Below are 24,898 nucleotides of genomic sequence, written 5' to 3'. Positions count from 1 at the left end.
TACTCTACCCGAAGATTTTTAATTTATAAACAAAAAGGCTGAATTTTGTAGCGACCAAGCAAACAAAACCAACCTTTTAGAATGAGAAAACTCATTAGGGACGAAATTATAAAGATTTTTGATAAAATACCTCTTGCTAAGAATCTATCAAGGAAAAAATTCATTGGTGATTTTCTGATAGGGATGCTCGAAAGCCGGAAGGTGCAATTTAAAGAAATAGCCTTGCACATTGAGAGTGAAGCTACATTAGAATCAGTTGAACGTAGAATACAGGCATTTTTTAAGGATTATGATTTCGATTACAGGCAAGTATGTCTCTTACTATTAATGTTTTTACCTAAAGGTAAACTTCAATTATCAATAGATAGAACCGAATGGGACTTCGGCATTTATCAATGCAATATTTTGATGATAGTTGCCAAAAATGGTTCAATAGGGATTCCATTGTATTGGGAGTTATTAGATAATAATTCAGGTAATAGTAATTGTAAAGACAGGTGTGACTTATTACAATCAATTGTAGATGTGATAGGTTTGGATAGAATCGGTTTGATAGTTGGAGATAGGGAATTTATTGGTATTCAATGGCTAAAGTATCTAAAAGACAGGCAGATAAACTTCTGTATGAGATTACCTAAAAACCATTTGATAACACTTAAGAATGGGGCTGTTTGTTCAATAAACGACTTATTGTCCCATCAACAGGAGCGTTACTTTGAAACATGTTTGGTCGATGGAATCTGGTGCAATACTATGCTAAAGAAATTAGATAATAAAGACTTTTTGTTTCTGATAGGTAATCTGCCAGCCAAGCAGTTAGGAAATCTTTACCGACATAGGTGGTGTATCGAAGTTCTGTTTCAAACTTTCAAACAAAGGGGCTTTGATTTAGAAACTACTCATATTAAAGGAAACGAAAAACTTAGTAAATTGTTGGTTTTTGTTAGTATTGCTGTAGCTATAGCACTGAAAACAGGTCAATATCTCCATCAAAAAGTAAAGATGATTAAAGTCAAAAAACATGGATATAAAGCTAATAGCTTCTTTAGAAAGGGTTTAGATTATATCAGAGTAAATCTAAAAAGACAAAAACAAAATTTTATAGCTACTTGTCAGATGCTTGTATATGATTTTTTGAGGTGGATTCATTTACAATTCATCTATCACAAGGAATTAACAAAAATCTTCGGGTAGAGTAGTTGGAAACATAGGGATAATAAGTTTTAGCAACACCTTAATAATGGAGATAAACAATATTCTGCAAAAAAAAGGAGGCATGAAAACAGGTCGTACATTAATTACCGGAGAGACTATTTTTTAAACTGTGTCAAGACTAAATTTAGAATTTTTCTAATTTTAGTCTTGACACAGTTTTTTTATGGCAACTAATCAAGACTTCGAGCGGGTCGCCGCTGCGATTCAAGGCTTTTCAAGAAGAAGCCATCAAGGGTTTATACTCAGGCAAGCCCTTAACAGGCCAGAATGGCATCTTTGCTCCCATGCTCAAGCATTTTTTAGAACAATCTTTACAGGGCGAGATGGAAGCTCATTTATTGGAGGAGCGTTCATTAGGTAAGTCAAACAGGCGAAATGGGACTTCAATTAAACGAGTAAAAAGTAATGTTGGAGAATTTGAGCTACAAACGCCAGGAGACCGCTCTGTAAGCTTTGAACCAAGTATCGTACCCAAACGACAGGTTGTTTTAACAGAGCAATTAGAGGGTCAAATTATTTCGATGTATAGCAGGAGTATGACGGGGCCGCCCGTGCGGCTATTCAGAAATAGGCAAACATCTTCAGGAAATATATGGATATTCCTTGTCTGCCAGTGAACTTACCAGTATTACAGACAAGGTATTGCCCATGTTAAGAGAGTGGCAAATGCGACCATTATCACCCCTCATTTTTTTTCTGCGAGTATCCAATGAAATTACTATATTTGTGTTCATAAAAAGTTTGTTTTCTTATTTCAGATATACAAAAAAAATTGCACAGGATTTGCACAGGATTTGCACAGATTTTCTACATTTTCTTGATTTTATTTGAATTTTAAAAACCAGAAACACCTTATTATGAGACAATTATAAACCATTAGAATGCATTAAAATACAATAACCCGGTGCCTCTTAATCAACAGGCCTTTTATTCAAAAAATCTGTAATAATAAATATTCTCTATAAAAATACCTTTGAAACTTTGATAATTACTCTGAACTTTGAAACTTGATTTCTGAACTAACGAAACGCCTGAATGCTATTTAATTCATTACAATTCGTATTCTTTTTTATTGTTGTTACTTTAGCTTATTTCAGTTTACCACACCGAGGCAGAATCTGGTTGTTGCTCCTGGCGAGTTGTTATTTTTATGCGGTTTTCAAGCCTATTTATATTCTTATCTTATTTGTAACCATCGTTGTTGATTATTTTGCCGGTATTCTGATTGCCGATGCTACGGGCAAAAAACGAAAGTGGCTGCTGGTGTTGAGTCTCATTACCAATATCGGTTTTCTGGCCTATTTCAAATACTATAACTTTCTGAATACCAATCTGGCCATTCTGTTATCAAAATTCGATACGCCTACCCCATTTGCTTTTCTTGATTTTGCTTTGCCTATAGGTTTGTCGTTTCATACTTTCCAGGCTATGAGCTATACCATTGAAGTATATCGGGGAAATCAGAAAGCAGAGAAAGATTTTGTTATTTATTCGCTTTACGTGATGTTTTACCCACAATTGGTAGCCGGGCCTATTGAGCGACCCCAGAATCTTTTATGGCAGTTTCATAGTTTCTTCAAATACGATTTCGGCAACCTGAAAGAGGGGCTGATGCGTATTGCCTGGGGTATGTTTAAAAAAGTGGTCATAGCCGACCGACTGTCATTAGTAGTAGATTATTGCTACGATAATCCACAAGACCACAACGGACTTACCTTATTAATTGGCACTATTTTCTTTACTTTTCAGATTTATTGTGATTTTTCGGGCTATTCTGACATTGCCATCGGTACAGCGAGAGTAATGGGTTTTAAGCTGATGGAAAACTTTGATACGCCTTACTTCTCTACGTCAATTTCGGAGTTCTGGCGCAGGTGGCATATTTCGTTATCAGGTTGGTTCAGAGATTACCTGTATATTCCGATGGGTGGCAACAGAGTGAGCGAAGGACGGAAGTATTTTAATCGGTTCTTTGTATTTATGATGAGTGGGCTATGGCATGGCGCAGCCTGGACATTTGTCATCTGGGGGGCTTTACATGGTTTATACCTGATTATGGCACAGATTCGGGATAAGTACTTTAAACTCAAAACCAATATACTTCCCGGTTTTCTGAGTAAACCTTTTCATCTGGCTTTTACGTTTATATTGGTGATGCTCACCTGGGTATTTTTCAGGGCAAAGGGCTTGACGAACGCCAAGATTATTCTACAGAAAATATTTTCATTCGGCAGTTATGGACAAACCATAGATTCGCCTTTGAACAATGTAGAAATGGCATTTTGTTGGCTATTGATTGCAGGTTTATTGCTGAAAGAACGTTTTTATAAAGTAATTGATACAAACAATACCACGAAGTTTTATATCCTGTTTATTGTGCTGATGACTGTGTGTTATTTCTTCGGCGTATTTGAATCAAATCAGTTTATTTATTTTCAGTTTTAGGGAGAATAATTGAGATAGCAATACAGGTAAATCAGTAAAAAATTTATAGAGTTACAAATTTGAATGAAACAATAAAAATTCAATTAATATCCCGACTGGGCGTCCCCGTAGGGATAATATATAGGTAGGTAAAAACAACGCACGATAAGAATCCTAAGTCCTGTAGAGACGGTATATTAATATATCGTCTCTACAGGACTCTAACGAACAAATTCTTATTTTCCTACCGCGCGGCGGCCGCCGATATATCGTTCCTACGGGACTAAATTTGAAGTTTGGTAAATAATACCATTTCAGTCCACCCCAATGAATAAAAAAATAATAAAATATACCACCCTCATCATCTTTTCAGTCTTATGGTTGTTGGGATTTTCGCCGCATATATCAAAATGGCTGTATGAAAAGGGTATCATAGAAGATGATTACCGCTTTGGTGATTTGTATCGTTTTTCAAATCTGCCCCAATTCAGGGTTTTAAAACAGGTTTGTGAACCGGGTAAAATGCCTGTTACCAAACCCAATACAGCATTGTATCTGATTGGGGATAGTTTTACGGAAGAGGGTCGTATTGAAGCCGGAGATTTTGTAAGCGGTAGTTTTCATCGATTCTTTATCGGGCATCAGCCTTTTGTTAAATTAGACAAAACTAAGAAGAATGTACTGGTAATTGAGACGGTTGAACGCCATTTCAGAGAACGTTTTGCTACACCCTATAAAAACCTGACCATTGGCGAACCTACTACCCAACAAGCCATGAAGAGCCTGATGAAAGAGGCCAAGTCTGACTTCTGGTACGATTCGGAGCGACATGAATCAGTGTTGTTTTCATCAGGCTTTTTCCTGACTATCAAGGAATGGAAAGCCATACTGAACGACCGTTTGTTTGACAGAACCGATGGAAACGTGGTGGTATCGAAAGACAAAAAGAACATTTTCTATGAATTAGACGCCCGCCCGAGTGGCATTACTTCTACGTTTGATAAAATTTCTGATAAAGAAATTGAGTTATTAGTAAAGAATGTGAACCTAACCTACGATTTTTACAGAAATAACGGTTTCGATGAAGTATATCTGACGATTGCTCCGAACAAGAGTTCTGTTTTAGGTACCGATTTAGGTGAATATAACCACCTAATTGAACGAATTCAGAAACACCCTGCTTTACACATGCCTTTCTTCGATATTTACACCCCATTAAACACATCAGGAAAGATGCTGTATGATGCAGGAGACACGCACTGGAATTGCGAGGGGAAACAGATTTGGATTAATGCAGTAAATCAGAAACTATAATATTTTTTTTATACGGCTACGTTCACTAAATTTGTATTTTATTTAGATGTTTATTTGATAACTTAATAGCATAAATTATTTCTATGAAAAGAGCACTGGTATGTGGAGCAGGTGGTTTTATCGGAGGCCATTTGGTTAATCGCTTAAAGAGTGAAGGTTATTGGGTGAGAGGTGTAGATTTAAAATATAACGAATATGGAAACGGGAATGCCGATGATTTTGTAATCGGTGATTTGACTGACCCGGTAGTTTGTAAAAATGTTTTAGAAGGTGGTTTTGATGAAGTATATCAATTAGCTGCTGATATGGGTGGCGCAGGATATATTTTTACAGGTGAAAACGATGCGGCTGTGATGCACAATTCGGCACTTTGTAACCTGCACATGCTACATGCCGCACAACAGGCAGGTGTGAAAAAAATCTTCTATTCTTCGTCGGCTTGTATGTACCCTGAGTACAATCAGCTTGACCCTGAAAACCCTAAATGTTCAGAAGAATCAGCGTATCCTGCGGCTCCTGACAGCGAATATGGCTGGGAAAAATTATTCAGCGAACGTCTGTATCTTACTTACCAACGTAATTTAGGCATTACTGTAAAAGTAGCTCGTTTTCATAATATCTTTGGCCCGCAAGGTACCTGGAAAGGTGGTAAAGAAAAAGCACCTGCGGCTATCTGTCGTAAAGTAATTGAAGCAGAAGACGGTGGTACGATCGAAATCTGGGGCGATGGCAAACAAACACGTTCGTTTTTGTATGTAGATGAATGCGTAGAAGGTGTTCGTCGTTTGATGGAATCTGATTTCTCTGGTCCTGTAAATATCGGTTCAGAAGAAATGATTTCAATCAACGATTTTGCGAAAATGATTGCCGAAATTTCAGGCAAAAAAATTACTATTAAAAATATTCCTGGTCCGCAAGGGGTACGTGGTCGTAATTCAGACAATGCCCTGATTCAGGAGAAATTAGGCTGGGCTCCGTCACAATCATTGAGAGAGGGTATCACCAAAACCTACCAATGGATTTCGGAACAAGCCAATAAAGAAGTAGCCGAATTGGTGTGAAAATATTAGTAGTTCAAGTCGTTGATTGTATTTAAATTTCATACCCTTTTATTTCTTTAAATTCTTTGTAGTATTTTAACATATTAATTATTTGAAATGTCAACTGCAATAACAGAAGCCATGCGTTATATCGATAATGCAAAGGATATTTTAAAGGAAAAAGTAAGAAAAGAGGACGGCTTATACCAAGACAAAAAATATGTACGAATGGCAGGGCATACTGCTTATTTGGCTATATTAGTTGCCCTTGATGAACTATTACGCGAAGAAAAAAAAGGACGTAAATCGGTAGAATGGTATCAGTCAAGATTGGCAAAAATGGATAAAAAAATAACGTCTTCTTTTGCTACTGCTTATCAACTATTACACTTAGATATGAGTTATGATGGTACGCCAAGTGCCAAATTGGCTAAATTAGGATTAGAAGAAGCAGAAAATATTATCAATTGGGTCGATACCCGATTAGGTTAAAAAATCTTTTTTTTAATTGATTAATTTTTGCGTTAATAATATTCGGCAGAAAAAAAGTGGCTGAACTGTAGTTCAGTCACTTTTTTTGTTGTCATATATTCATTCAATTCGTGGTAGGATATATCTATACAGGGGTTCAAGATTTTGAACCCCTACGAAATCGAAAATCGCTGAAATTTGAATTGGCACGCATTTTTAATATTGTACGGATAATTCAAACAAAAAGATACGATGAAGCCCAACTTTGACCTTACGTTGATGCTTGCCCGGATTGAGGAAGCGATTAAGCCATTTCCGAAAGCGGCCATGTTCGAACTGGCCGAACGGGGTTATACTTCTTTATTTGAACAATTAATTTCCTGTATTATTTCTATCCGCACGTTCGACGAAACCACGATTCCGGTATCGTTGAAGCTGTTCGAAGTAGCCCGTACGCCGGAAGATATACTAAAATTAAGCCCTGAGAAACTGGCCGGATTACTCTATGGTAGTTCTTACCCTGAGCAGAAGGCTTATACCATGCTCGGAATTGCTAAGACTGCCCTTGAAAAATACGACGGAGATTTACCTGCCGATTTTGAAAAACTTATAGAAATGAAGGGTGTAGGCCCGAAATGTGCCAATCTGGCATTGGGTGTAGCGGCCGGACAATCGGCCATCAGTGTAGATATTCATGTGCATCGGGTAGTGAATCGCTGGGGATTTGTAGAAGCGAATCAGCCTGAAAAAACCCTGAAGGTATTGGAAGTAAAAGTACCTGTTGCACAATGGATTGATATAAATCGCTTATTGATGCCATTTGGCAAACATATCTGTACAGGTAATTTACCAAAGTGTTCTACTTGTCCGGTATTAGAATTCTGTGAGCAGATTGGTGTAACAAAACATAGATGAACCTGAAAACTCATGTAAGTCTTTCATAAGCAAGTGCATGTTACCGATAAAATTATAGCTCTAACAGCGTTCTGATAAATGCCTCGCTGGTATGGTCTTCTACAAATTGTTTTGCTTTTAAAGGATATTCTATTTTTTGGGTATGCAGAAAATACTGAAAAGCCTCTTTGATTTCTTCGGGTTTGTGTCCGTCAACTGTCAAGCCTAACTGGTATTCACGGGTGTGGTCTCCTACTACGCCGTATTTAGTAGCAATAATGGGCTTGTTATGTCGGGAGGCAAGACCAATTACGCCGCTTGATGAATAGAAATTGATATAAGCCAGCGAAATCACATCGCTTTGCCCCACAAACGATTCCATTTCATCATCGTCCACAAAGCGGCTCTCTAACACTACCTGTAATTCAGGACGAAGTTGTTTAGCTTCTGCTAATGCTTCTGCCAATGGTGCCTGATACTCGTCTCTGATTTTACCTACCACTAACAAGCAACTTCGGGTGGCCTCTTCTGCCGATAATTCCTGCAAGCCCTTTAGCAGATTTACTACATTCTTTTTGCTGTCAATCATACCAAATGCCAGCAATATTTTTTTATCGGCATCAATGCCATATTGTGCTCTGATATCCAATCCGGCTCTTGACGGATAATCATAGACAGGGTCTGGCAGATACGTAAATATTTTTGTACCGAGTGTCTCATTCATAGTCTTCACCGTTTGCCGGTCGTTAAAAATGAAGACTTTCTTCAGTTTTTTGTTACGCAGCATCCACCACGAAGTAAACATTTTACGGGCTTTGGTAACGGCCGTTTGTTGTTTTGAACGGAATGTTCCCTCTGCCGGAATTACTCTCGGATAAGGGTTAAACATGATACCTGTAATTTCGCAGGGCGGGCGACTACTGCCAATCGTATGCTGAAACATATCCACCATCATTAAAATCAATCGGTCAGCTTTCCAGTCGCTGACATATTTCATGATTGTCTTCCATAGAAAATGTGTTGATTTGATGAGGCTCATGCCCGACAGATGGGGGGCAAATTCTTCGTCGGTAAAGAAAGTGATTTGTACGTTTTTAGCCGAAGTGCGTATAGACGGAATGGCTTTTGCTTCCGGATTCAGCAAAAACACATATTCAGTTTCGGTGGGGTTTTGTTCTAAAAATCGTAAGATATTCTGAATGTGTCCTAAATTATGTCCTACTAATTTTACATATATATCGCAGATAATAATTCGCATCATTGGTCTTTTGAAAATCCGGTGAATCCATAAACGGCTGACAAGAACTGTTTATTGATTCAGATTGTGGTTGATAGCAATTGATTTATTGAGGCAAGTTTTATTGCCTTATCCTTACTTCCCCAGCACGCTTTTATAGACTTCAAGGGTCTTTTTAGCTGTATTTTCAGGAGAAAAATCTTTCAGTCTCTGATAGCCTTTTTTCACTAAATTCAGCCTTAGCTCTGCATTGTCAATCAGTTTTTCTACTTCAAAGGCAATATTCTCGGTATCGTCCGGATTAAAGTACAGTGCGGCGTTGCGGGCTACTTCAGGGAAACATGAGCGGTCGCTCAATGCCACCGGACACCCACAGGCAAAGGCCTCTAAGATAGGTATGCCGAAACCCTCGTATAAGGAAGGATACACAAAAGCTACGGCTTTCTGATAAATCCGGTAGAGGGCATCATCATTCTGTATTTCCTGATGCTGAACCTGTTGGCTCACGCCTGTTTCCTGAAACAGTTTCTGTTCGACATCGGTAAACCCATGACTTCCGGCACATATCAGGTGCAAATCAGGCTGTTTATACAGTATCGGTGCAATGGCTCTCAGAAATACATCAAAGTTTTTATAATTATCCCGATTGCCTACATATAACAAATATCGCTCAGGAGTTATAATATCAAAGTCTTCGGCAGGTTTGTAAGTAGCAAAATGCGTAGAATGATGAATAACGGCTACTTTTTCGGGAGCAACCTGAAAAATATCTATCAGGTCGTTCTTGGTATTTTCCGATACGGCAATGATTCTTGCGGCTTTGTCTAATACCCGTTTTTTATAGGCTTTATCAAAACCATCGAGTTCGGCATACTGGGTCGAAAATTTCTCCGGAATTGTATCATGATGGGTAATCACATAAGGCGTTTTACCCAGAAAAGTCATGAAATAATCGTTGAAATAGGTCGGATGAAACAGGTCGTAATTATGTCTGGTTATCTGAAAGGCACTATTGGCACGGTTCAGGTGCGAAAACAAGGCATTCGTAGGGCCGTATCCTAAAAAATAGCTAAACGGAAAAACCTTTTTCACGTCGGCATTTTTCAGGTATTCGTTATTAGAGAAAAGCAAAGATAATTTCACCTCTACTTCCTGATGGTATTTCAGATTGTGCATCAGGTCATAAAAATACCTTGCTACACCCCCAAATCTTGCACCGGAAAATGATTGATGATCGAAAAGGACTCTCATAAAAAAAAGGTCATGTATGTAGGGCGTATCGGCTTTCAGGAAAACATTACGTAAAATTACCTACACATTATTTTAGTATCTTAACAAAAATAGGTTTTCTATTAAAAAGGGCATGCTATAGAATACTACCACATTTTTATCTTTTCAGGCTATCGTAAATAAAACGAACCCTATAACATACCGGATATTTGTTGATGTTTTTGTGAGATGCTACCGGATAAACAGGGAATGGACTATACCTCAATTATGGCTTTTTACCAACGTCTGCATAGCTGTTTATTGGGACATCTTCACAAAACTAATAAAAAAGAGGGATATATCTGCTATTATTGGCAGAGTTAATAAATTAATGACCGGGTATCTGACCTCAATTCATCACCCCTCACGTCTTCTACTTATAAATATTCTTAGACGGAATACGCATCAGTAATAGGAAACCGATGATAAAAAAGACGAGAATCACTAATACCGAATTACGCATATTGCCAGTAAGCGATTCTACAAAACCAAACAGAAAAGTACCTAACGCAATGGCTATTTTTTCAACAATGTCATAAAATCCAAAGTAAGATGCAGTATCTTCTGTATTTTCAGGAATCAGTTTTGCATAAGTAGAACGTGATAAAGACTGAATACCCCCCATAACCAGACCTACTACAGCAGCAATTACATAAAACTGATTAGGCGTAGTGGTATAATAAGCAGCCAATGGCATAAGTGCCCACACAAAAATCTCCATTAACAAGGCCTTGGTATTACCAAATTTGCTTGATAGCCACGAGGCAAGAAAAGAACCGGGAATAGCAATTAACTGTATCAGCAGAAGGGTTACAATCAGTCCGGTTTTTTCAATATGCAGTTCTTTATCGGCAAAGAGCGTGGCTACATAAATCACGGTCATTACCCCCATATCAAAGAAAAAAAATGCAGCTAAAAACCGGGTAAGCAATTTATTTTTTCCTACCTCTTTTATTACCTTGCCTAACTCGTGCAAACTGCTGGTGAGCCAATTTCCGGCCAAGGGTTTCACCTGGTCTTTGGGTAAGTAATAAAACGGAATCTGTGCAAATAATGCCCACCATATTCCTACTGTCAGAAACGAAATACGGGCAGTAAAACCCGAATCGCTGTCTTCCTGGGTAAGCCCCACAAATTCCGGTTTCATAATCATTATTAGATTAAAAACCAGTAGTAGTACGCTTCCGATATAGCCCATCATAAAACCTCTCGCACTCAGGTTATCAAAGCGGTCTTCGGTGGCAATTTCGGGCAGAAAAGAGTTATAAAAGACAATGCTTCCACCCCACCCCATTACCGAAAGACCGAAGGCTACCACTACCCATGAGACATTATCTTTGGTAAAAAAATAAAAATAAGCACAACTGGCAGCCCCTAAATAGCAGAAAACCTTCATAAAAAACTTACGGCGTCCGCTGGAATCGGCCAGTGGAGTCAATATCGGATTCAGTAAAACGAGTAGTAAGGTAGCAGTAGAAATGGTGTAAGAATATAGTACCGAGTTCTGCACCTGAAAACCAAAGAAGTTTACCACATCATTAATTACTTTTCCTGCTGCATCTTTTTCGGTAGTAGTTGCCAGAAAGTACATCGGAAAAACAACCGTAATAATAACCAGGTTGTGTACAGAGTTGGCCCAATCGTACATAGTCCAGGCATTGAGGACTTTCTTCTGATTTTTTTGAAACATTTCTAAGGTAGGTAGTTAGTTTTGAGTAACAGTTAGTCAAAAATCAATAACATCGAAAACCGACGAAGCAATTTATTAAAAATTAGGATACGATGCTAACAGAAAACAAAAACGTTGTCAACAACCCAAATCAGGCATATTATTAGCCTGAGAAATCTGTTAATATTAGCCTGAAAAATATTTCTTACGAAACACTTGCAACATCTACGAAATATTCGTAGATTTGATTAATAATTCGTAGATAGATGCAAAAACTGACAGCACAAGAAGAACAAGCCATGAAGGCCATATGGCAATTGGGAGAAACCCATATCAGGGCCATATTAGAGGTATTGGGTGAAGAAGAAACACCCTACACTACACTGGCTTCTACCATTAAGAATCTGGAGAAAAAAGGTTTTCTCAGCAGTCGTAAGATTGGGAATGTAAGTTTATATGAACCGCTTGTTACAGAAGAGGCGTATAAGAACTCTTTTCTTCACAAATTTGTAGAAGACTATTTTGATAATAGTTACCAGCAAATGGTCAATTTTTTTGTAGAAAACAAAAAACTGACACCCGCCCAGTTAAAGGAAATTATAACCATGATTGAATCCGAAAAAAAATGATAACTCTCCTGCTTATATTACTGAAGTTCAGCCTGACTATTATGGTTATATGGGGTTTCTATAAACTGTTTTTAGAGAAACTCACTTTTTTTGTATCCAATCGGTTCTTCTTCTTAGGCAGTATAGTAATTGCTTTTGGGGTAGCCGTCGGTCATTTCGACTGGCTTGATACCCTATTTCAGAATCAGATGGGTAAGGCTGGTTTTGGCAAATATGTACCTTCAACTAACCTGCCCTCTTTCAATCCGCTTACACAATGGTTGCCATTGAGTAGTATTTTATTAACTATTTATGCCATTGGTGTCATATTCTTAGGAATTAATCTGGGAATTCAGTATTTCTCTTATCTGAAACTGAAAAGAAGCGCCAGTTTAAGAGAAATAAACGGGCAACAGGTGTATGTAGTTTCTCAGGATATTTTGCCCTTCTCTTTTAGCAAATCTGTTTTCATTGCTGAAAGTGCCTTTACTAATCCTGAAATCGGGAAAATACTTTTGCATGAATCTATTCATGTGCAACAAAATCATAGTGTAGATATTCTTCTGGCAGAGATAGTCAGAATCATTAACTGGATAAATCCCTTTGCCTGGTTATTAAAAAATTCAATGAGACAGAATCTTGAATTTTTAACCGATGCTATTGTCATCAATAACGGAATCGATAAAAAAACGTATCAATACCTGCTTTTACACTTTTCCGGTAATAACCCTTTTAACCTCGTAACAAATTTCAATTTTTATTCACTTAAAACAAGAATCAGTAAAATGAATCAAAACAAATCAAATCAATTTCAGCATTCAAGGTTCTTACTTTTTATTCCAATTGTTTTTGTACTGGCGTTTGTATTCAGTTGTATGAATGAGCAGATAACTGATGTAGCACCCAAACCTAAGGAAATAACCATCGAACCGATGAAATCAAAGCTGAAAGAACATGTACTAATTTTAGATGCTGCCGCTGACAATCAGCTTACCAAAATGGATGAAAAGGAAATCGTTGCGCTTAAATCGAAAATGATGCTGGACTTAGTAAAGCCCGATGCTTTGAATCAGAGTCAATTTAAGACAGTAGACGATGTAGAAGAGGGCCTAAAGTTCAAAGAATCTTCTTTAAAATTAACTTTACCGACTGAAGAACAATGGAATCAGATGTCTCAAAAAGTTAAAGGCTCTTCCAAAGAAGCAGTAGAAAAGCTCCCACCTCCGCCACCACCGGCACCAGCAAAACAATAATCAATTAATTGATGGTAGATTGCCTATTTCTGAAATTTTACTCAGAATGTTGGAGGGAGGAGTATGTTTGAAGGTAATGATTCTGGAATAGATTAATTTCTGTTCCAGAATCCTCCTTTTAGTATCTCTCAATTTAATTCATAGTATTCTGAATCCTAAATTGACTTTACTAATAACCCCTCTGCCTCGATTCTCTCGTTTAATGCTTTGGCAAAAGCCACGGCATGGGTTCCATCGCCATGCACACAAACGGTATCTGCTTTGATAGCTACTATATTTCCATCGGTAGAAACTACAGTCTGTTCTTTTATCATTCTGATAACCTGACTGACGGCTGTTTCGGTATCTTCTATCAGGGCGTTAGGTTGGGTTCTTGGAGTAAGACTGCCATCGTTCTGATAGGTGCGGTCGGCAAAAACTTCTGAGGCTGTACTTAACCCGATTTTTTCTGCTTCAGTAATCAGTAAACTGCCTGATAGTCCATATAAAATCAAATCTGCCTGACTGTCTTTGGTTGCCTGCGCAATGGCTTGTGCCAGTTTTGCGTCTTTTGCCGCCATATTATACAAAGCACCATGAGGTTTTACATGGTGCAAGGTTGCCCCTAAAGCCTTTACCACATTAAGCATAGCCCCTATCTGATAAATACAAATATCATATACCTCGTCTGCATTGAGTTGCATATTCCGTCTACCAAAGCCTTGAATATCAGCAAAACCGGGATGCGCACCAATAGCTACTCCATTTTGTATGGCTAATTGCGCCGTTTTTCGCATAATACCCGCATCGCCTGCATGAAAACCACAGGCAATATTTGCCGACGAAATATATTGCATCAGGGCTTCATCGTTACCCATTGTCCAGGTTCCGAAAGACTCCCCCATATCACAATTCAGGTCTATACTTGGCATCTTGATAGTAAAGTAGATAAAACGTTTAATTATATAACCGACAAAAGCCTGATAGTGGCTTTTAATTTGTTTATTTCTTTCTCTCTCAAAATTAACAATTCTTCTGCTTCGGCTAAAGAAATAAACCGCAAACGAATAGGCTCTTTCACGCCACATTGCGCCAAAAGTGGTAAGTCTGCGGTAATTACATTTCCGATACGGGGATAACCTCCGGTGGTCTGGTGGTCGGCCATCAGTACAATTAACTGACCGTCGGGTAATAGCTGAATCGTTCCGAAATCTACTGCCGAAGAAATAAGTTCTATTTTATTTTCTACATGCAAAGCCTCTCCTGCCAATCTGAAACCCATCCGGTTAGACTGCTGGCTGATTGTAAAAGTATGATTTTCTAAGATATTCTTACTTTCTGTGGTAAGAAACTCATATTCATTGCCCCTGATGAGTCTGATAACTGGTGAATCTGAATAAGGAGGCACCAGAGAAATACCGAGATAAGGAAGAAAATCAGGTCTGGGAAAGGCTCTTGTTTCCACCTCATGGCCGGGATTGATGGTATTAAAATCAAGCAGATGATTGGTACTTTTGCTACCTAACCATTCTTTGGCAGAGAACCCGCCTTTGATAGCTATATATGCTCTTTGTCCGTAGATACGTTTTTTAAATTTCAGGGTGCTTCCGGCCGGAACCCAGGTGCATTGCCAGTTATTGATTTCCTGTATCTGGCGATTTTCATCAATGAGATAAGGAGCAAAATCAGCTCCTCCAATGGCTATAATGCTATCTTTCTCCATCACTATTTCAGGACACGGAAAATGAATTTCAATCGCTGCTTCGTCTTCTTCATTCTGTAAAAGGATATTCAACAACCTGACAGCCATTCTATCCATCGCCACATTCGGATTAATACCGAGGTAACGATAGCCATTTCTACCTGAATCCTGGTAGGTGCTTAGTATGCCGGATTTTATGAAACGCATGGGATAGGAATTGAGCGGTTATTTGTCTGAACTGTGATTTAGCTGATTGAACTGATTAATTTGTCTGAACTTTGATTGAACTGATTTACCTGATTGAACTGATTAATTTGACTTAGTCTTTATTTAAAATCAGCGAAATCCATAAATCAGTTCAATCAGAGTTCAGACAGACAAAAACCCATTAAAAAACAACAAAGTATCCACAATATGCTCCTGCCAGTAAGGCCATTCGTGGGCGCCATCAAATTCTTCATAAATATGAGGGATATTGTTTACTATTAATGCCTGATGCAATCTTCTGTTATCCTCAATTAACAAATCGGCTTTGCCACAATCAAAACGGAATAATGGCAAAAGGCCTTTATTGGCGAGTATCCATTGCAGCGTGCTTTCTTCTGCTAATACATTGTATTTCAGCTGGGTATCGTCATTATTTTCTAAAAACTGTTTCAGTTGAGAAAATTCCGTAATGGATGATAACCCCGAAAAAGATTTGAATACGTGAGGATATTTTGCGCCTAACCGCATGGCTCCATAGCCTCCCATCGACAAGCCTGTAATGAACAAAGGCAAATCAGGATTCAGGTCGGGCTGAATTTCGTAAATCAGGTCTTTCAGGTCTGATACAATCCAGTCTTCGTAGTTTTCTGAATGATGAGGCAAATACCCGCTACCATCGCCAAACAGCCCATCAGACGGCATTATCAGCAGCATGGGTGCTATCTTTTTCTGGTCTATCAATGCCTGAGTGGTTTGATGAACGCCTCCTGTGAGCGACCATGCCCAATGTGAACCATAAACACCATGTAACAGTATGACAATGCCTTTGATAGGACCTTCGGGTACAAAAAGGCTAATATCAGTTCTTTTTTTTAAGGCTTTGCTTTTGACCGTTACGTATCGGAGATGGTCTCTTTCGTAAGTCGGGTCAGATATTTCTATGGTAAAGAATTTTGACATTTATTTCTATAACTAATTTAGGTAAGTGTTTATTCACTATAGAACTACTACTTACCTTTTCATAATTGGTGGGCTGATACTTTTTTTACCTGAAAAAAAGTATCCAAAAAAGCAGGCATCATTTAAACTCGTACAATTAAAAACTTGTAATATCATTTCTAAATATCATTGACTACTACATAGTTTTTAATCGTACTCAAACAGGAAATGATGTTTTAAGGATTTTAATTTTTAGTTGTTATTTTAACTTTCATACCTATAAGAGTTCATCTGGTTTTTAAACTAAAACACTATCACACCCTTAGCATTGAGGCCGTGGTGCATGTCTGAAAAAGCCTGGTTTAGGTCGTCAAGGCTATAAGTACGGGTTACCATCTGGTCTAATATCAGGTCGCCTTTTTGATAAAGTTCCTGTAAAATCGGAAAATCTATTTGTGGGCGTGCCTTGCCGTAGAGCGGATTGATATAGACTTTATCCCACTCAAAGAGGTTCATATCTATACTGATTTCCTGCTCAATGCCGCTTACCTGCACTGCCATACCTGCGTTGCGCACCATTGCCAGCGGAGCAGCACCTAATGCCGGAATAGCAGTACATTCAAAGGCATAATCTGCGCCACGTTGGGTGAGTTCTTTTACTTTTTTTGCGGCTTCCAATAGCCCTGTATCGTCTTTTGACGCTAAAATGGTATGCGTAGCGCCATATTCCATAGCCATTTCCAGTCGTGACGGATTAATGTCTATGCCAATGATTCTGGCCGCTCCGGCTATTCTTGCGCCTTGAATTACGTTGAGTCCTACCCCACCCGTGCCCAGCACTACCACCGATGAACCTGCTTTTACTCTGGCGGCATTCACCACCGATCCATATCCCGTCATGACCCCACAACTGATAATAGCTGCCGAAGCAAACGGAATATCGACATTGATTTTCACACAGGCTGCTTCACGTACCAAAGTATATTCAGCCATTGTACCCAGACTAAAAGAGCGTTCAATGGGTGTATGATTTAAGGTAGAAGCCTCTAAACGGGCATGACCGCCTGAAACTTTGTTGCCTGCGGTAACAGGAGAATTCACTTCACAGATATGCTGATTACCCTCCTGACACTGAAAACATTGGTAGCAGGGTATAGCCCAGTTCAGAATCACTTTATCGCCCACTTGCAGGCTTTTTACTTCCGGGCCGACTTTTACCACTACGCCTGCGCCTTCATGCCCCATAATGAGCGGCTTGCTCCACGATTGAGAATCCCAGTCGGTATGGCAGATACCTGCGGCCATTACCTGTATCAGTACTTCGTCCCAAACAGGTTTATTATCCACTTCAATAGTCTGGATAGAAAAGCTTCCTTGTCCGTCAGCAATAGCCGCTCGTGCTTGTATCATAGGTTATTTAGAGAGGTTGAATGGGTTCAAAGATAGAGGAATTTTTGTGTTGGTGTGATAGAGAAATCTGAGGAACTTAAAATTTATTTTCAGAAATATAGTGGCTCTATTGCTGAATAACTATAAGTATCCGGTGCATAAGTGTTCAATTCTATGACCTTATTTATTAAGCCTCTCAGCCTGAAATCTTCTCCACATACTTTGTATTGTTGTACCGGATAATCATTGAGCAATTCAACCTCCATTTTGTCTATCACCGCACTAAATATAGTTGGGCCATCGGAATCGTAATCAGAATTAAGAATATCTTCTACCCGATGTAAACCATTAAATATTTTTTCATCAACATAACCCTCACTTTTGTAGCCTGTATCGCCAAATACAAAATCTTTTACAATTTCATTTCTATCAAAAAGCTGTAAAAATGACTTAAATGAGGAGGTTTTTATGATTAATTGCGTTTTCAATTGAAGCTTCGCTTATTTCAAAAAATGTTCTGAATCAGATTTTTATATGTTTGTAAATTATCCTAAATTTGGTTCAAATATACTGCACTAATCATAAAAAAACGCTGTGATGGATCAGGTTTTAATTAAACCCAGAGTAAAATCTAAACGCCACCTGAAAGGATTATGGAAATATGAATTTCCTTCCCTTATCTACCTAATCTTTGAGCTATTCGAGACTTATACCGATGGCCGAAAAGAGATTTTTGAAATTCAATTACTTCTTGATGAAATCGGTTACCGAAACCTCAAAGATATTCCTGCTGATGAAGTAGAAAGTATTCGGGCGCTCATTAAAGAAAAACTTCCTGAATGGAAAATGTTTGACGACCCAGAGTTTGTCACTTATCAACTAATGGCCGCCATCAGGAATAAAGATATCCTTGTCATTGTCGATGATACCGTTATTGATGATATTCATCAGCCTTTCCCTATTCATTCAAATTCTATTATTACCTTTTTTAACAACCAACTACTCAATCAAATCACCTTCACAACTCTATAAAAATGAACATTCTTGAACAAATTTTTAGAAACGAAAAACCTGAACAACCGGAATTTACCGCTGACCAATCTTTTGACCTTCTTTTTGACTGGTTCAAAGCAAGCAATATTGAAATCAGTACTTTTGAAAAGGAGTTTCTGAGCCCTGTTAAAGAAATTTATGCCCTACCGGAGAATGCGAGTAATCACTCTTATAATAACTATAATACCTCAGAAATTTACTTTTACTTAAGGATTGCATTTCCTTATATTATTTATCAAAACCCTGATAATAGTTTTTTAGAAAGGTTATTTGCGCTTTATCAAGCTCCGAACAGTTTATCAGCCAATACTTTGTATAGTGACTCCCATCCTCCTTTATTTTTTGAACATCCTGAATTATATATCCCTTTAATTGCTGGTCGTAAAATTTTCTTTTATTACCATGCTATTCATCTTAAAATCAACGAAAATATAAGCTTTCTACCTCTTGACTTTCGTGGTTTAAAAAATCAGAACAGAGAATTATATTTTGAAAAAATACTGGCTTATGTAAATGCTCAACAATTTAAAGAAAAGGCTTATATGCTCTTTCTTCTGTATAATTCACCTTTTGACTATAAGCTGTGGCGTTCTGATGTCAGGGTAATTACCGAAGAGAAGTATGGTTCATTAATAGAGCAATCGTTCCGGGAAAGTATCGCTCAATGCAATGCGCTGTATGGTTTTCATTTACACTTCGACGATTTTGTTTTACTAAGAGATATTTTCAGTCTTCAAGCACCTGCTACTAAAAGAAGCCTTACCTTAGAAAAATTCAAGGAGGGTCTTTCTTTTATTCAGCAGGTAAAAGGCCAGGAGACCCGAATGGCAGAAACTGCCATTTATCTGTTGATGAACCATTTTTTATATGACCATCAGGTCTATTGGAAGCCTGTTTTACAGAGGCTTGCTCAAAATTCAGATTGTGATGCCGATTGGCTATTACAAAAATTGAAGACAAAATATGGTCTATCAGAACAATATAACTCTGTATTTATTTTTGATAATTTTTATACGGAGGTATTTAACCGCTTAAAAGGTTCTCTTAATTACGAAGACGAAGTAATAAGCGTATATGAAAATATACTCTATAATTATGCTTATAATAAAACCCAAAAGCCAAACGCTACAGGACTTATTGCCTTAAAAGAGTTAGCCGGAAAAGTAGAAAATCCTGAGTGGAAACTGATGTATGAAAGTAAAATAAGTAATTACTATTTTAAATCAGCTTATAGTGATCGTTACAATTATGGTTTGGAAGAATTACTGAGAGGTGCTCAAATGCAAGCCCTATTAAGTGATTTGCAATTACTCATGCCTATTTCGGTTGTCAATATACCTACGAAACTGTCTTATCCGGATAGTTATATTGCCAAAATAAGCTATAATTATACTGAGCACAATATTTACTACGGGTCAGTACAGACACTAATCAATTCTTTATTAAAATCAGCAGGTAGTGCTTATAGATTAATTATGATACCCGTTTATGCTGATAACTGGTCTTATTTCTATGCGCTTGCTTTTATGAGTTATCCTGAAACCAAGTTTTTTATTGAATTCTACTTAGATAATTTTGCCAAAGGCATGGCTGAAAATCAGGTAGAGCATCTGATGGATTCATTGGAATTTGAAAAATTAAACTATGACCCCAATCAATTAGAAGCTATTCCGTTTGCGCACTTTAAAGCAAATAAATTATCAGAAAAAACAGGTCAGAAAATTAAGAACCGTTTTCTTGATGACCCTAACTGGGTTTGGTTTAAAAACAAATATGTTGATGAACTGAACAGTAAGGAGCAATGGTATGAGGTAATGAATGTGATTGTGCAGTGCTCAGGCTCAAAAAAACCGAATACTAAATGGTTGGCAGAACTAAAGGAAGTCATTGAAACGCTGGGTGCTGAAAAATACTTTAAAGAGCTGCAAATATTAATGGCAGGTTCATTAAAAGAGGATTTCTGGTATGATGCCAATTTTAGAGGTCCATTGAGTGGGCTGCTTTGGTCTTGCACACAATTGTCTCCAAACGATTTATCGTTAAGTATCGTAAAAATGGTCATTCAGTCAGCCTATGCCAAGATTCCGGGCATTGGACCTAAATCTACAGCGACAGGTAATCTGGGATTAGAAGCGTTGGTTAGTTCAGGGAAAGATGAAGCTTTTGGGCTATTGGTTATTATGCACAATAAAACCAAGTATAATAATTTTGCCAGAGCTTTAGAGAAAAGCATAGATAAGTTTAAAGCAACCTCTACTACTCCTGAACAATTACTGGCAGATAAGACGATTCCGGGTTTTGGCTTTGAAAATGGTGAAAGAATACTTGATGGCGGAAATTGTTTGCTTAAACTTACTCTTGAAAATCAGAAAATCAATAAACAATGGCTCAATAAGCAAAATGAAAAACTAAAAAATGCGCCTTATGATATAAACAAAAAAACGCTTGATGAAATCAATCTGGAAGTGAAGCAAATCACTGCCGTTTTTAATGACCTGAAAAAGCGCATACGAACCTACTGGCTTTATGACAGGGTATGGACAGGTGCAGAATGGAAGTCATATTTGCTCGGGCATCCGTTTATATCATCTCATATCGAAAATCTTATCTGGACTAACAAGAGTAAAGGAACAGACTTTATTCTGATTAATCATGAGTTACTTGATTCAGATGGAAAAGTATATGCGCTTAATGATACCGATGAGGTAGGCCTGTGGCATCCAGTAGTCAATACAGAGGAGAATGTTGCCAGATGGCAAAACTATATCTGGACTAATAACATTAAACAACCTGAAAGGCAAGCTTTCAGAGAGCATTATCCTTTTTCGGATACTGAACTCTCACAAACCGAGAGTTCCCGTTTTGCGCATCATTTTCTGGAAGTAAGAAAATTGATGGCTATTGCCAATGCCGCAGGTTGGATATTTACTTACGAGCATGAAGATAAAAGCTGGCCAAGAGTTTATATCAAACCTCTTAATCTGACCGCTCATATTCCGTGTGATTATGATAGAAATAGCTTTGCGGTTCCGACTAAAAATCTTTATTTCACCAGAGATAATTCTACAAAAATTGCCTACAATCTGAAAACTTATGAGAAGATTCTATTGTCGGAAATTCCGCTGGTAACATTATCGGAAATTTGCAGAGACATTGATTTATTTATTGCTACTACAAGCGTCAGCAATAATCCTGAGTTATCAGATAATAAACAGACCTATCATAATTATAATGATTCTTATCATCATGGTTTATTTTCAGATAATGCCTCGGCCAAAATCAGAAAGCAGATTATTGAAAAACTCATTCCGGTTTTAAATATCAATTCAAGTGGATTTGATAAAAACTACTGGATCATTAATGGTTCAAAACATATTTATCGAATCAATCTGGGGAGTGGATTTGCACAGATAAAAGATAGCCAGAAACATATCAATCTTATCCCTAATGTAGGTGAATTAAAGAAAAATAAACGTTTAAGACTACCTATTGAAGACGATGATACTTTATATATCATTCTGGCAAAGGCTTTATTTTTACAAAACGACGCCAATATTACTATTGACGTTTTAGGTATTTAGGCTTGAAACTTTCAATGACATGAAACGCATTTGCAAAACCTTCTTTCATTAGCCTATGAGAGAAGGTTTTAAAATATATGGACTACTATTTTTCACTCACAAACCTCACTAAATCCCCATAATATTAAAGCATCGGATTTAGAGAACCTCTGTTAAATACTGGCAACGAAGTACGGCCGATGAGTTGTCAAATACCCCAATTAAAACCTTCATAAAACTTGTATTTTTTATTCCATTCATTTTGTAACTTCGTATTTGCTCCGTACTCTAAATAGCTACAAAAATGAAAATGAAACCTTTACTTCTTACAGCCTTATTGTTAAGCAGTCTTTCCATTTTTGCGCAAAGTGGAATAGTTGCACCTACGGGTATTGCCTTCCCGAGATATACTACGGTTAATCGTCCTGCTGCTAATAGTGTAGCCATAGGTACCATGATTTATAATTCAACCAATAATGCGTATCAATACTCCAATGGTAGTTCATGGTTGAACTTATTAGGTACCAATGTTTTACCGGTAGGTTCTTCAGAACAAACCTTACGAAATAATGGTAGCGGTTGGGTAGCAGATAATTTCCTGAAAAATTCGGGTAATCAGATAAAGATTGGTACAGATTCGGTAAACGCTGATTACTTATTGACTGTTGGCAATGGCAATAATACAGCAGGGATTTTAAGCATAGGGAATACTTACGGAGTCTGGGGTAATTCATTTACCGGAGATGGTGTTCATGGCACTTCCAACAGCAATTCCGGAGTTTCAGGTGTTAGCAACACCGCTTCAGGCGTATATGGGCTTTCAACGAGTGGTTCGGGCGTATATGGAGCATCAACCTCTAATGCAGGTACCTCAGGTGTAAGCACTAACGGGGCTGGCGTTTTCGGAGCAGGAGGTACACATGGCATTTATGGTTTCTCTGGTCTGGTGGGTGTGTATGGTTTAGGTACAGACAATACCAATGGTTTTGGTGTGTCGGGAGCAGGTGGAGCATACGGCGTATATGGCAACTCTACCAATGGCATAGGAACAGCCGGAATTTCTTCGGCTAATACGGGAGTGTATGGTAGTAGCTCAAGTGGATTTGGTATGAATGGGGTGTCTAACTCAGGGATAGGTATAAAAGGTGAATCGTCAGATAGTTATGGAGTCTCAGGTATTTCAACAAATAATTATGGGATTTATGGAGCTTCAACCAATGGTTACGGCATTTATGGTGTTTCCACAGCAGGTTTAGGGGGTATTAAAGGCGAAACCGGTGCTACCAACGGCTATGGGATTTATGGAAAAACTACCAATGCCAGTACTACCAGTTATGCCGGATATTTTGAGGGTAAACTGAAAATAGTTTCACCAACTGAGTATGTTAGCCATGATGCCAATTTAGAAATCAGAGAATCTTCAACGTTAGGGCCATCAATTAAATTCAGTAGTCATCTGACCTCAGAATACTGGTATATCTATGCCCGTCCCAGTAGTACTAAAGTGATGATGTTTGCCACGCAAGGAGATGGGGATGTACTTATGCTCAAAGCAAATAGTACGACAAGTGCTGAATTCAGCGGAAGAGTAACTGCGGTTGCTTATGACACTTATTCTGATGCCCGACTTAAAAAAGAAGTTTCACCTCTTACTAATTCATTAAATTTACTTTCAACACTGAAAGGTTATCATTACTACTGGAAAGACCCCAAGAAAGGACAAAGCCTGCAAACGGGTGTAATTGCGCAGGAAATTGAAAAGGTTTTTCCTGAGTTGATAAACAAAGGTGATAAAGGATATTTATCAGTCGATTACGCAGGTCTGATTCCTCATCTCATTGAAAGTGTTAAAACACTAAAAGAGGAAAATGATTTATTGAAAGATAGACTGGCAAAAGTTGAGGCTTTTATAAAAATGCAGGAAGATAAATCAGTTCATAAAAGTGATAAATAAATATGCTCTCAAAAAGTCATTACTTACGCTTTTACCCCACCCTCACAAACCTCACCAAATCTCCTGCCTTTAAAAGCGTAGAGTTTGGGGAATCCATATTAAATAAAGGCAATGAAGTTCTGCCGATGAGTTGCCAGCCGCCTGGACTTTCGAGGGGGTAGATGCCTGTCTGTTTGCCTGCTATGCCTACGCTGCCTGCGGGTACTCTGGTGCGTGGAGTTGATTTTCGGGGAGTGGCTATGCGTTCGTCCATGCCACCTAAATAAGCAAAGCCGGGCAAAAAACCCATCATATATACCCGATAGGTAGCCTGCGTATGTATCTGTATCACTTCGTCTATGCTTAACTGGTTATACTCTGCCACAAAACTCAGGTCTTCGCCATCATATATCACAGGAATCTCAATCAGATTGGATTCTTTTGCTTCTGTTGAAGCCAAGTTTTTCAGCGCATCTATCAGATAGTTTTCTATCAGTTTATAAGCCGTTCCGGCATGAGGATAGGCGCTTCTTACTTGTACCACATCATAAAAAACCGTCAGAGAAGCATAAGCCGGAACAGCCTCCTGGTAGCCTGTAAAGGGATTTGTCTGACAATAATCAAAGAGTTGAGCCACAAGCGAATTAATATCCACTTCAATCACCGCACCGAAATCGAGGGTAATTGAAGAATCACTGAGAGAGAATATTTTATAAGATGGTGTCAAGAGACGTTAAAACCC

Annotated in this window: 20 protein-coding genes and 1 pseudogene; 12 read left to right on the top strand and 9 right to left on the bottom strand. The window is 38.1% G+C overall.

Annotated features, from left to right (window positions below):
* The first annotated feature begins 81 nt into the window (after nt 1-81).
* The 7 genes and pseudogenes from EWM59_RS21990 to EWM59_RS21955 all read left to right on the top strand — a co-directional run bounded on the left by EWM59_RS21990 (nt 82) and on the right by EWM59_RS21955 (nt 7,379).
* Nucleotides 82-1,194: an IS4 family transposase gene (locus EWM59_RS21990; RefSeq protein WP_130019099.1), complete on the top strand. Its 1,113-nt coding sequence runs from the start codon at nt 82-84 to the stop codon at nt 1,192-1,194.
* A 218-nt stretch (nt 1,195-1,412) separates the two neighbouring features.
* Nucleotides 1,413-1,902, top strand: a pseudogene (locus EWM59_RS28825) (transposase); the annotation flags it as partial.
* A 348-nt stretch (nt 1,903-2,250) separates the two neighbouring features.
* Nucleotides 2,251-3,660 carry an MBOAT family O-acyltransferase gene (locus EWM59_RS21975; protein WP_130023404.1) on the top strand — a complete coding sequence of 470 codons (1,410 nt, stop codon included), beginning with the start codon at nt 2,251-2,253 and terminating at the stop codon, nt 3,658-3,660.
* A gap of 306 nt (nt 3,661-3,966) precedes the next feature.
* Nucleotides 3,967-4,953: a hypothetical protein gene (locus EWM59_RS21970; RefSeq protein WP_130023403.1), complete on the top strand. Its 987-nt coding sequence runs from the start codon at nt 3,967-3,969 to the stop codon at nt 4,951-4,953.
* Between the two features lie 83 nt (nt 4,954-5,036).
* Nucleotides 5,037-6,014 carry an NAD-dependent epimerase/dehydratase family protein gene (locus EWM59_RS21965; RefSeq protein WP_130023402.1) on the top strand — a complete coding sequence of 326 codons (978 nt, stop codon included), beginning with the start codon at nt 5,037-5,039 and terminating at the stop codon, nt 6,012-6,014.
* 96 nt (nt 6,015-6,110) lie between these two features.
* Nucleotides 6,111-6,485 carry a DUF5618 family protein gene (locus EWM59_RS27780; RefSeq protein ID WP_165372264.1) on the top strand — a complete coding sequence of 125 codons (375 nt, stop codon included), beginning with the start codon at nt 6,111-6,113 and terminating at the stop codon, nt 6,483-6,485.
* A 231-nt stretch (nt 6,486-6,716) separates the two neighbouring features.
* A complete protein-coding gene (locus EWM59_RS21955; RefSeq protein ID WP_130023401.1) occupies nt 6,717-7,379 on the top strand; it encodes an endonuclease III domain-containing protein in 663 nt (220 codons plus the stop codon).
* 52 nt (nt 7,380-7,431) lie between these two features.
* On the opposite strand, the gene EWM59_RS21950 is transcribed toward EWM59_RS21955, so the two are convergent.
* The 3 genes from EWM59_RS21950 to EWM59_RS21940 all read right to left on the bottom strand — a co-directional run bounded on the left by EWM59_RS21950 (nt 7,432) and on the right by EWM59_RS21940 (nt 11,554).
* Complete coding sequence (locus EWM59_RS21950; protein WP_130023400.1) at nt 7,432-8,619, bottom strand: glycosyltransferase; 1,188 nt, start codon at nt 8,617-8,619, stop codon at nt 7,432-7,434.
* Nucleotides 8,620-8,730: 111 nt separating this feature from the next.
* Nucleotides 8,731-9,846 (bottom strand): glycosyltransferase family 4 protein, encoded by a 1,116-nt coding sequence (locus EWM59_RS21945; protein ID WP_130023399.1) that lies wholly within the window; start codon nt 9,844-9,846, stop codon nt 8,731-8,733.
* A 391-nt stretch (nt 9,847-10,237) separates the two neighbouring features.
* Nucleotides 10,238-11,554, bottom strand: a complete 1,317-nt coding sequence (locus tag EWM59_RS21940) for an MFS transporter (protein WP_130023398.1) — start codon at nt 11,552-11,554, stop codon at nt 10,238-10,240.
* A gap of 245 nt (nt 11,555-11,799) precedes the next feature.
* Here EWM59_RS21940 and EWM59_RS21935 point away from each other — a divergent pair, with 245 nt between their 5' ends.
* Nucleotides 11,800-12,162, top strand: coding sequence for a BlaI/MecI/CopY family transcriptional regulator (locus EWM59_RS21935; RefSeq protein WP_130023397.1), 363 nt, complete (start codon nt 11,800-11,802; stop codon nt 12,160-12,162).
* Complete coding sequence (locus tag EWM59_RS21930) at nt 12,159-13,394, top strand: M56 family metallopeptidase (protein WP_130023396.1); 1,236 nt, start codon at nt 12,159-12,161, stop codon at nt 13,392-13,394. Before EWM59_RS21935 ends, EWM59_RS21930 begins: the two co-directional genes overlap by 4 nt.
* Nucleotides 13,395-13,549: 155 nt before the next feature.
* Here the strand turns inward: EWM59_RS21930 and EWM59_RS21925 are convergent, their stop codons facing one another.
* The 5 genes from EWM59_RS21925 to EWM59_RS21905 form a co-directional block, all read right to left on the bottom strand.
* Nucleotides 13,550-14,305 (bottom strand): LamB/YcsF family protein, encoded by a 756-nt coding sequence (locus tag EWM59_RS21925; RefSeq protein ID WP_130023395.1) that lies wholly within the window; start codon nt 14,303-14,305, stop codon nt 13,550-13,552.
* 29 nt (nt 14,306-14,334) lie between these two features.
* Complete coding sequence (locus EWM59_RS21920) at nt 14,335-15,282, bottom strand: 5-oxoprolinase subunit C family protein (protein ID WP_130023394.1); 948 nt, start codon at nt 15,280-15,282, stop codon at nt 14,335-14,337.
* Nucleotides 15,283-15,444: 162 nt separating this feature from the next.
* Nucleotides 15,445-16,242, bottom strand: a complete 798-nt coding sequence (locus tag EWM59_RS21915; RefSeq protein WP_130023393.1) for an alpha/beta hydrolase — start codon at nt 16,240-16,242, stop codon at nt 15,445-15,447.
* A 282-nt stretch (nt 16,243-16,524) separates the two neighbouring features.
* Nucleotides 16,525-17,631, bottom strand: coding sequence for an alcohol dehydrogenase catalytic domain-containing protein (locus EWM59_RS21910; protein WP_207220047.1), 1,107 nt, complete (start codon nt 17,629-17,631; stop codon nt 16,525-16,527).
* Nucleotides 17,632-17,720: 89 nt separating this feature from the next.
* The gene (locus EWM59_RS21905) at nt 17,721-18,098 is read right to left on the bottom strand and encodes a hypothetical protein (RefSeq protein ID WP_130023392.1); all 378 of its coding nucleotides are present in this window, start codon (nt 18,096-18,098) and stop codon (nt 17,721-17,723) included.
* A 109-nt stretch (nt 18,099-18,207) separates the two neighbouring features.
* Between EWM59_RS21905 and EWM59_RS21900 the strand changes: the two genes are divergently transcribed.
* The 3 genes from EWM59_RS21900 (at nt 18,208) to EWM59_RS21890 (ending at nt 24,177) form a co-directional block, all read left to right on the top strand.
* Entirely contained in the window at nt 18,208-18,642 is a 435-nt protein-coding gene (locus tag EWM59_RS21900) for a hypothetical protein (RefSeq protein ID WP_130023391.1), read from the top strand.
* A 2-nt stretch (nt 18,643-18,644) separates the two neighbouring features.
* Nucleotides 18,645-22,244 (top strand): DUF4132 domain-containing protein, encoded by a 3,600-nt coding sequence (locus EWM59_RS21895; RefSeq protein WP_130023390.1) that lies wholly within the window; start codon nt 18,645-18,647, stop codon nt 22,242-22,244.
* A gap of 289 nt (nt 22,245-22,533) precedes the next feature.
* On the top strand, nt 22,534-24,177 hold the full coding sequence (locus EWM59_RS21890) for a tail fiber domain-containing protein (RefSeq protein ID WP_165372263.1): 1,644 nt from the start codon (nt 22,534-22,536) through the stop codon (nt 24,175-24,177).
* A 31-nt stretch (nt 24,178-24,208) separates the two neighbouring features.
* Here the strand turns inward: EWM59_RS21890 and pxpB are convergent, their stop codons facing one another.
* Entirely contained in the window at nt 24,209-24,883 is a 675-nt protein-coding gene (gene pxpB / locus EWM59_RS21885) for a 5-oxoprolinase subunit PxpB (RefSeq protein ID WP_207220046.1), read from the bottom strand.
* Between the last annotated feature and the right edge of the window lie 15 nt (nt 24,884-24,898).

This window comes from Emticicia agri (assembly GCF_004168285.1).
Lineage (GTDB): Bacteria > Bacteroidota > Bacteroidia > Cytophagales > Spirosomataceae > Emticicia > Emticicia agri.
The sequence above is the reverse complement of the archived record's forward strand: the minus strand, read 5'-3'. Positions and strand labels throughout refer to the sequence as shown.

Excerpts from the sequence above, each read along its gene's own strand:
- EWM59_RS21990 (WP_130019099.1), top strand. The coding sequence starts at position 82 with ATGAGAAAACTCATTAGGGACGAAATTATAAAGATTTTTGATAAAATA.
- EWM59_RS21975 (WP_130023404.1), top strand. The coding sequence starts at position 2,251 with ATGCTATTTAATTCATTACAATTCGTATTCTTTTTTATTGTTGTTACT.
- EWM59_RS21970 (WP_130023403.1), top strand. The coding sequence starts at position 3,967 with ATGAATAAAAAAATAATAAAATATACCACCCTCATCATCTTTTCAGTC.
- EWM59_RS21965 (WP_130023402.1), top strand. The coding sequence starts at position 5,037 with ATGAAAAGAGCACTGGTATGTGGAGCAGGTGGTTTTATCGGAGGCCAT.
- EWM59_RS27780 (WP_165372264.1), top strand. The coding sequence starts at position 6,111 with ATGTCAACTGCAATAACAGAAGCCATGCGTTATATCGATAATGCAAAG.
- EWM59_RS21955 (WP_130023401.1), top strand. The coding sequence starts at position 6,717 with ATGAAGCCCAACTTTGACCTTACGTTGATGCTTGCCCGGATTGAGGAA.
- EWM59_RS21950 (WP_130023400.1), bottom strand. The coding sequence starts at position 8,619 with ATGATGCGAATTATTATCTGCGATATATATGTAAAATTAGTAGGACAT.
- EWM59_RS21945 (WP_130023399.1), bottom strand. The coding sequence starts at position 9,846 with ATGAGAGTCCTTTTCGATCATCAATCATTTTCCGGTGCAAGATTTGGG.
- EWM59_RS21940 (WP_130023398.1), bottom strand. The coding sequence starts at position 11,554 with ATGTTTCAAAAAAATCAGAAGAAAGTCCTCAATGCCTGGACTATGTAC.
- EWM59_RS21935 (WP_130023397.1), top strand. The coding sequence starts at position 11,800 with ATGCAAAAACTGACAGCACAAGAAGAACAAGCCATGAAGGCCATATGG.
- EWM59_RS21930 (WP_130023396.1), top strand. The coding sequence starts at position 12,159 with ATGATAACTCTCCTGCTTATATTACTGAAGTTCAGCCTGACTATTATG.
- EWM59_RS21925 (WP_130023395.1), bottom strand. The coding sequence starts at position 14,305 with ATGCCAAGTATAGACCTGAATTGTGATATGGGGGAGTCTTTCGGAACC.
- EWM59_RS21920 (WP_130023394.1), bottom strand. The coding sequence starts at position 15,282 with ATGCGTTTCATAAAATCCGGCATACTAAGCACCTACCAGGATTCAGGT.
- EWM59_RS21915 (WP_130023393.1), bottom strand. The coding sequence starts at position 16,242 with ATGTCAAAATTCTTTACCATAGAAATATCTGACCCGACTTACGAAAGA.
- EWM59_RS21910 (WP_207220047.1), bottom strand. The coding sequence starts at position 17,631 with ATGATACAAGCACGAGCGGCTATTGCTGACGGACAAGGAAGCTTTTCT.
- EWM59_RS21900 (WP_130023391.1), top strand. The coding sequence starts at position 18,208 with ATGGATCAGGTTTTAATTAAACCCAGAGTAAAATCTAAACGCCACCTG.
- EWM59_RS21895 (WP_130023390.1), top strand. The coding sequence starts at position 18,645 with ATGAACATTCTTGAACAAATTTTTAGAAACGAAAAACCTGAACAACCG.
- EWM59_RS21890 (WP_165372263.1), top strand. The coding sequence starts at position 22,534 with ATGAAACCTTTACTTCTTACAGCCTTATTGTTAAGCAGTCTTTCCATT.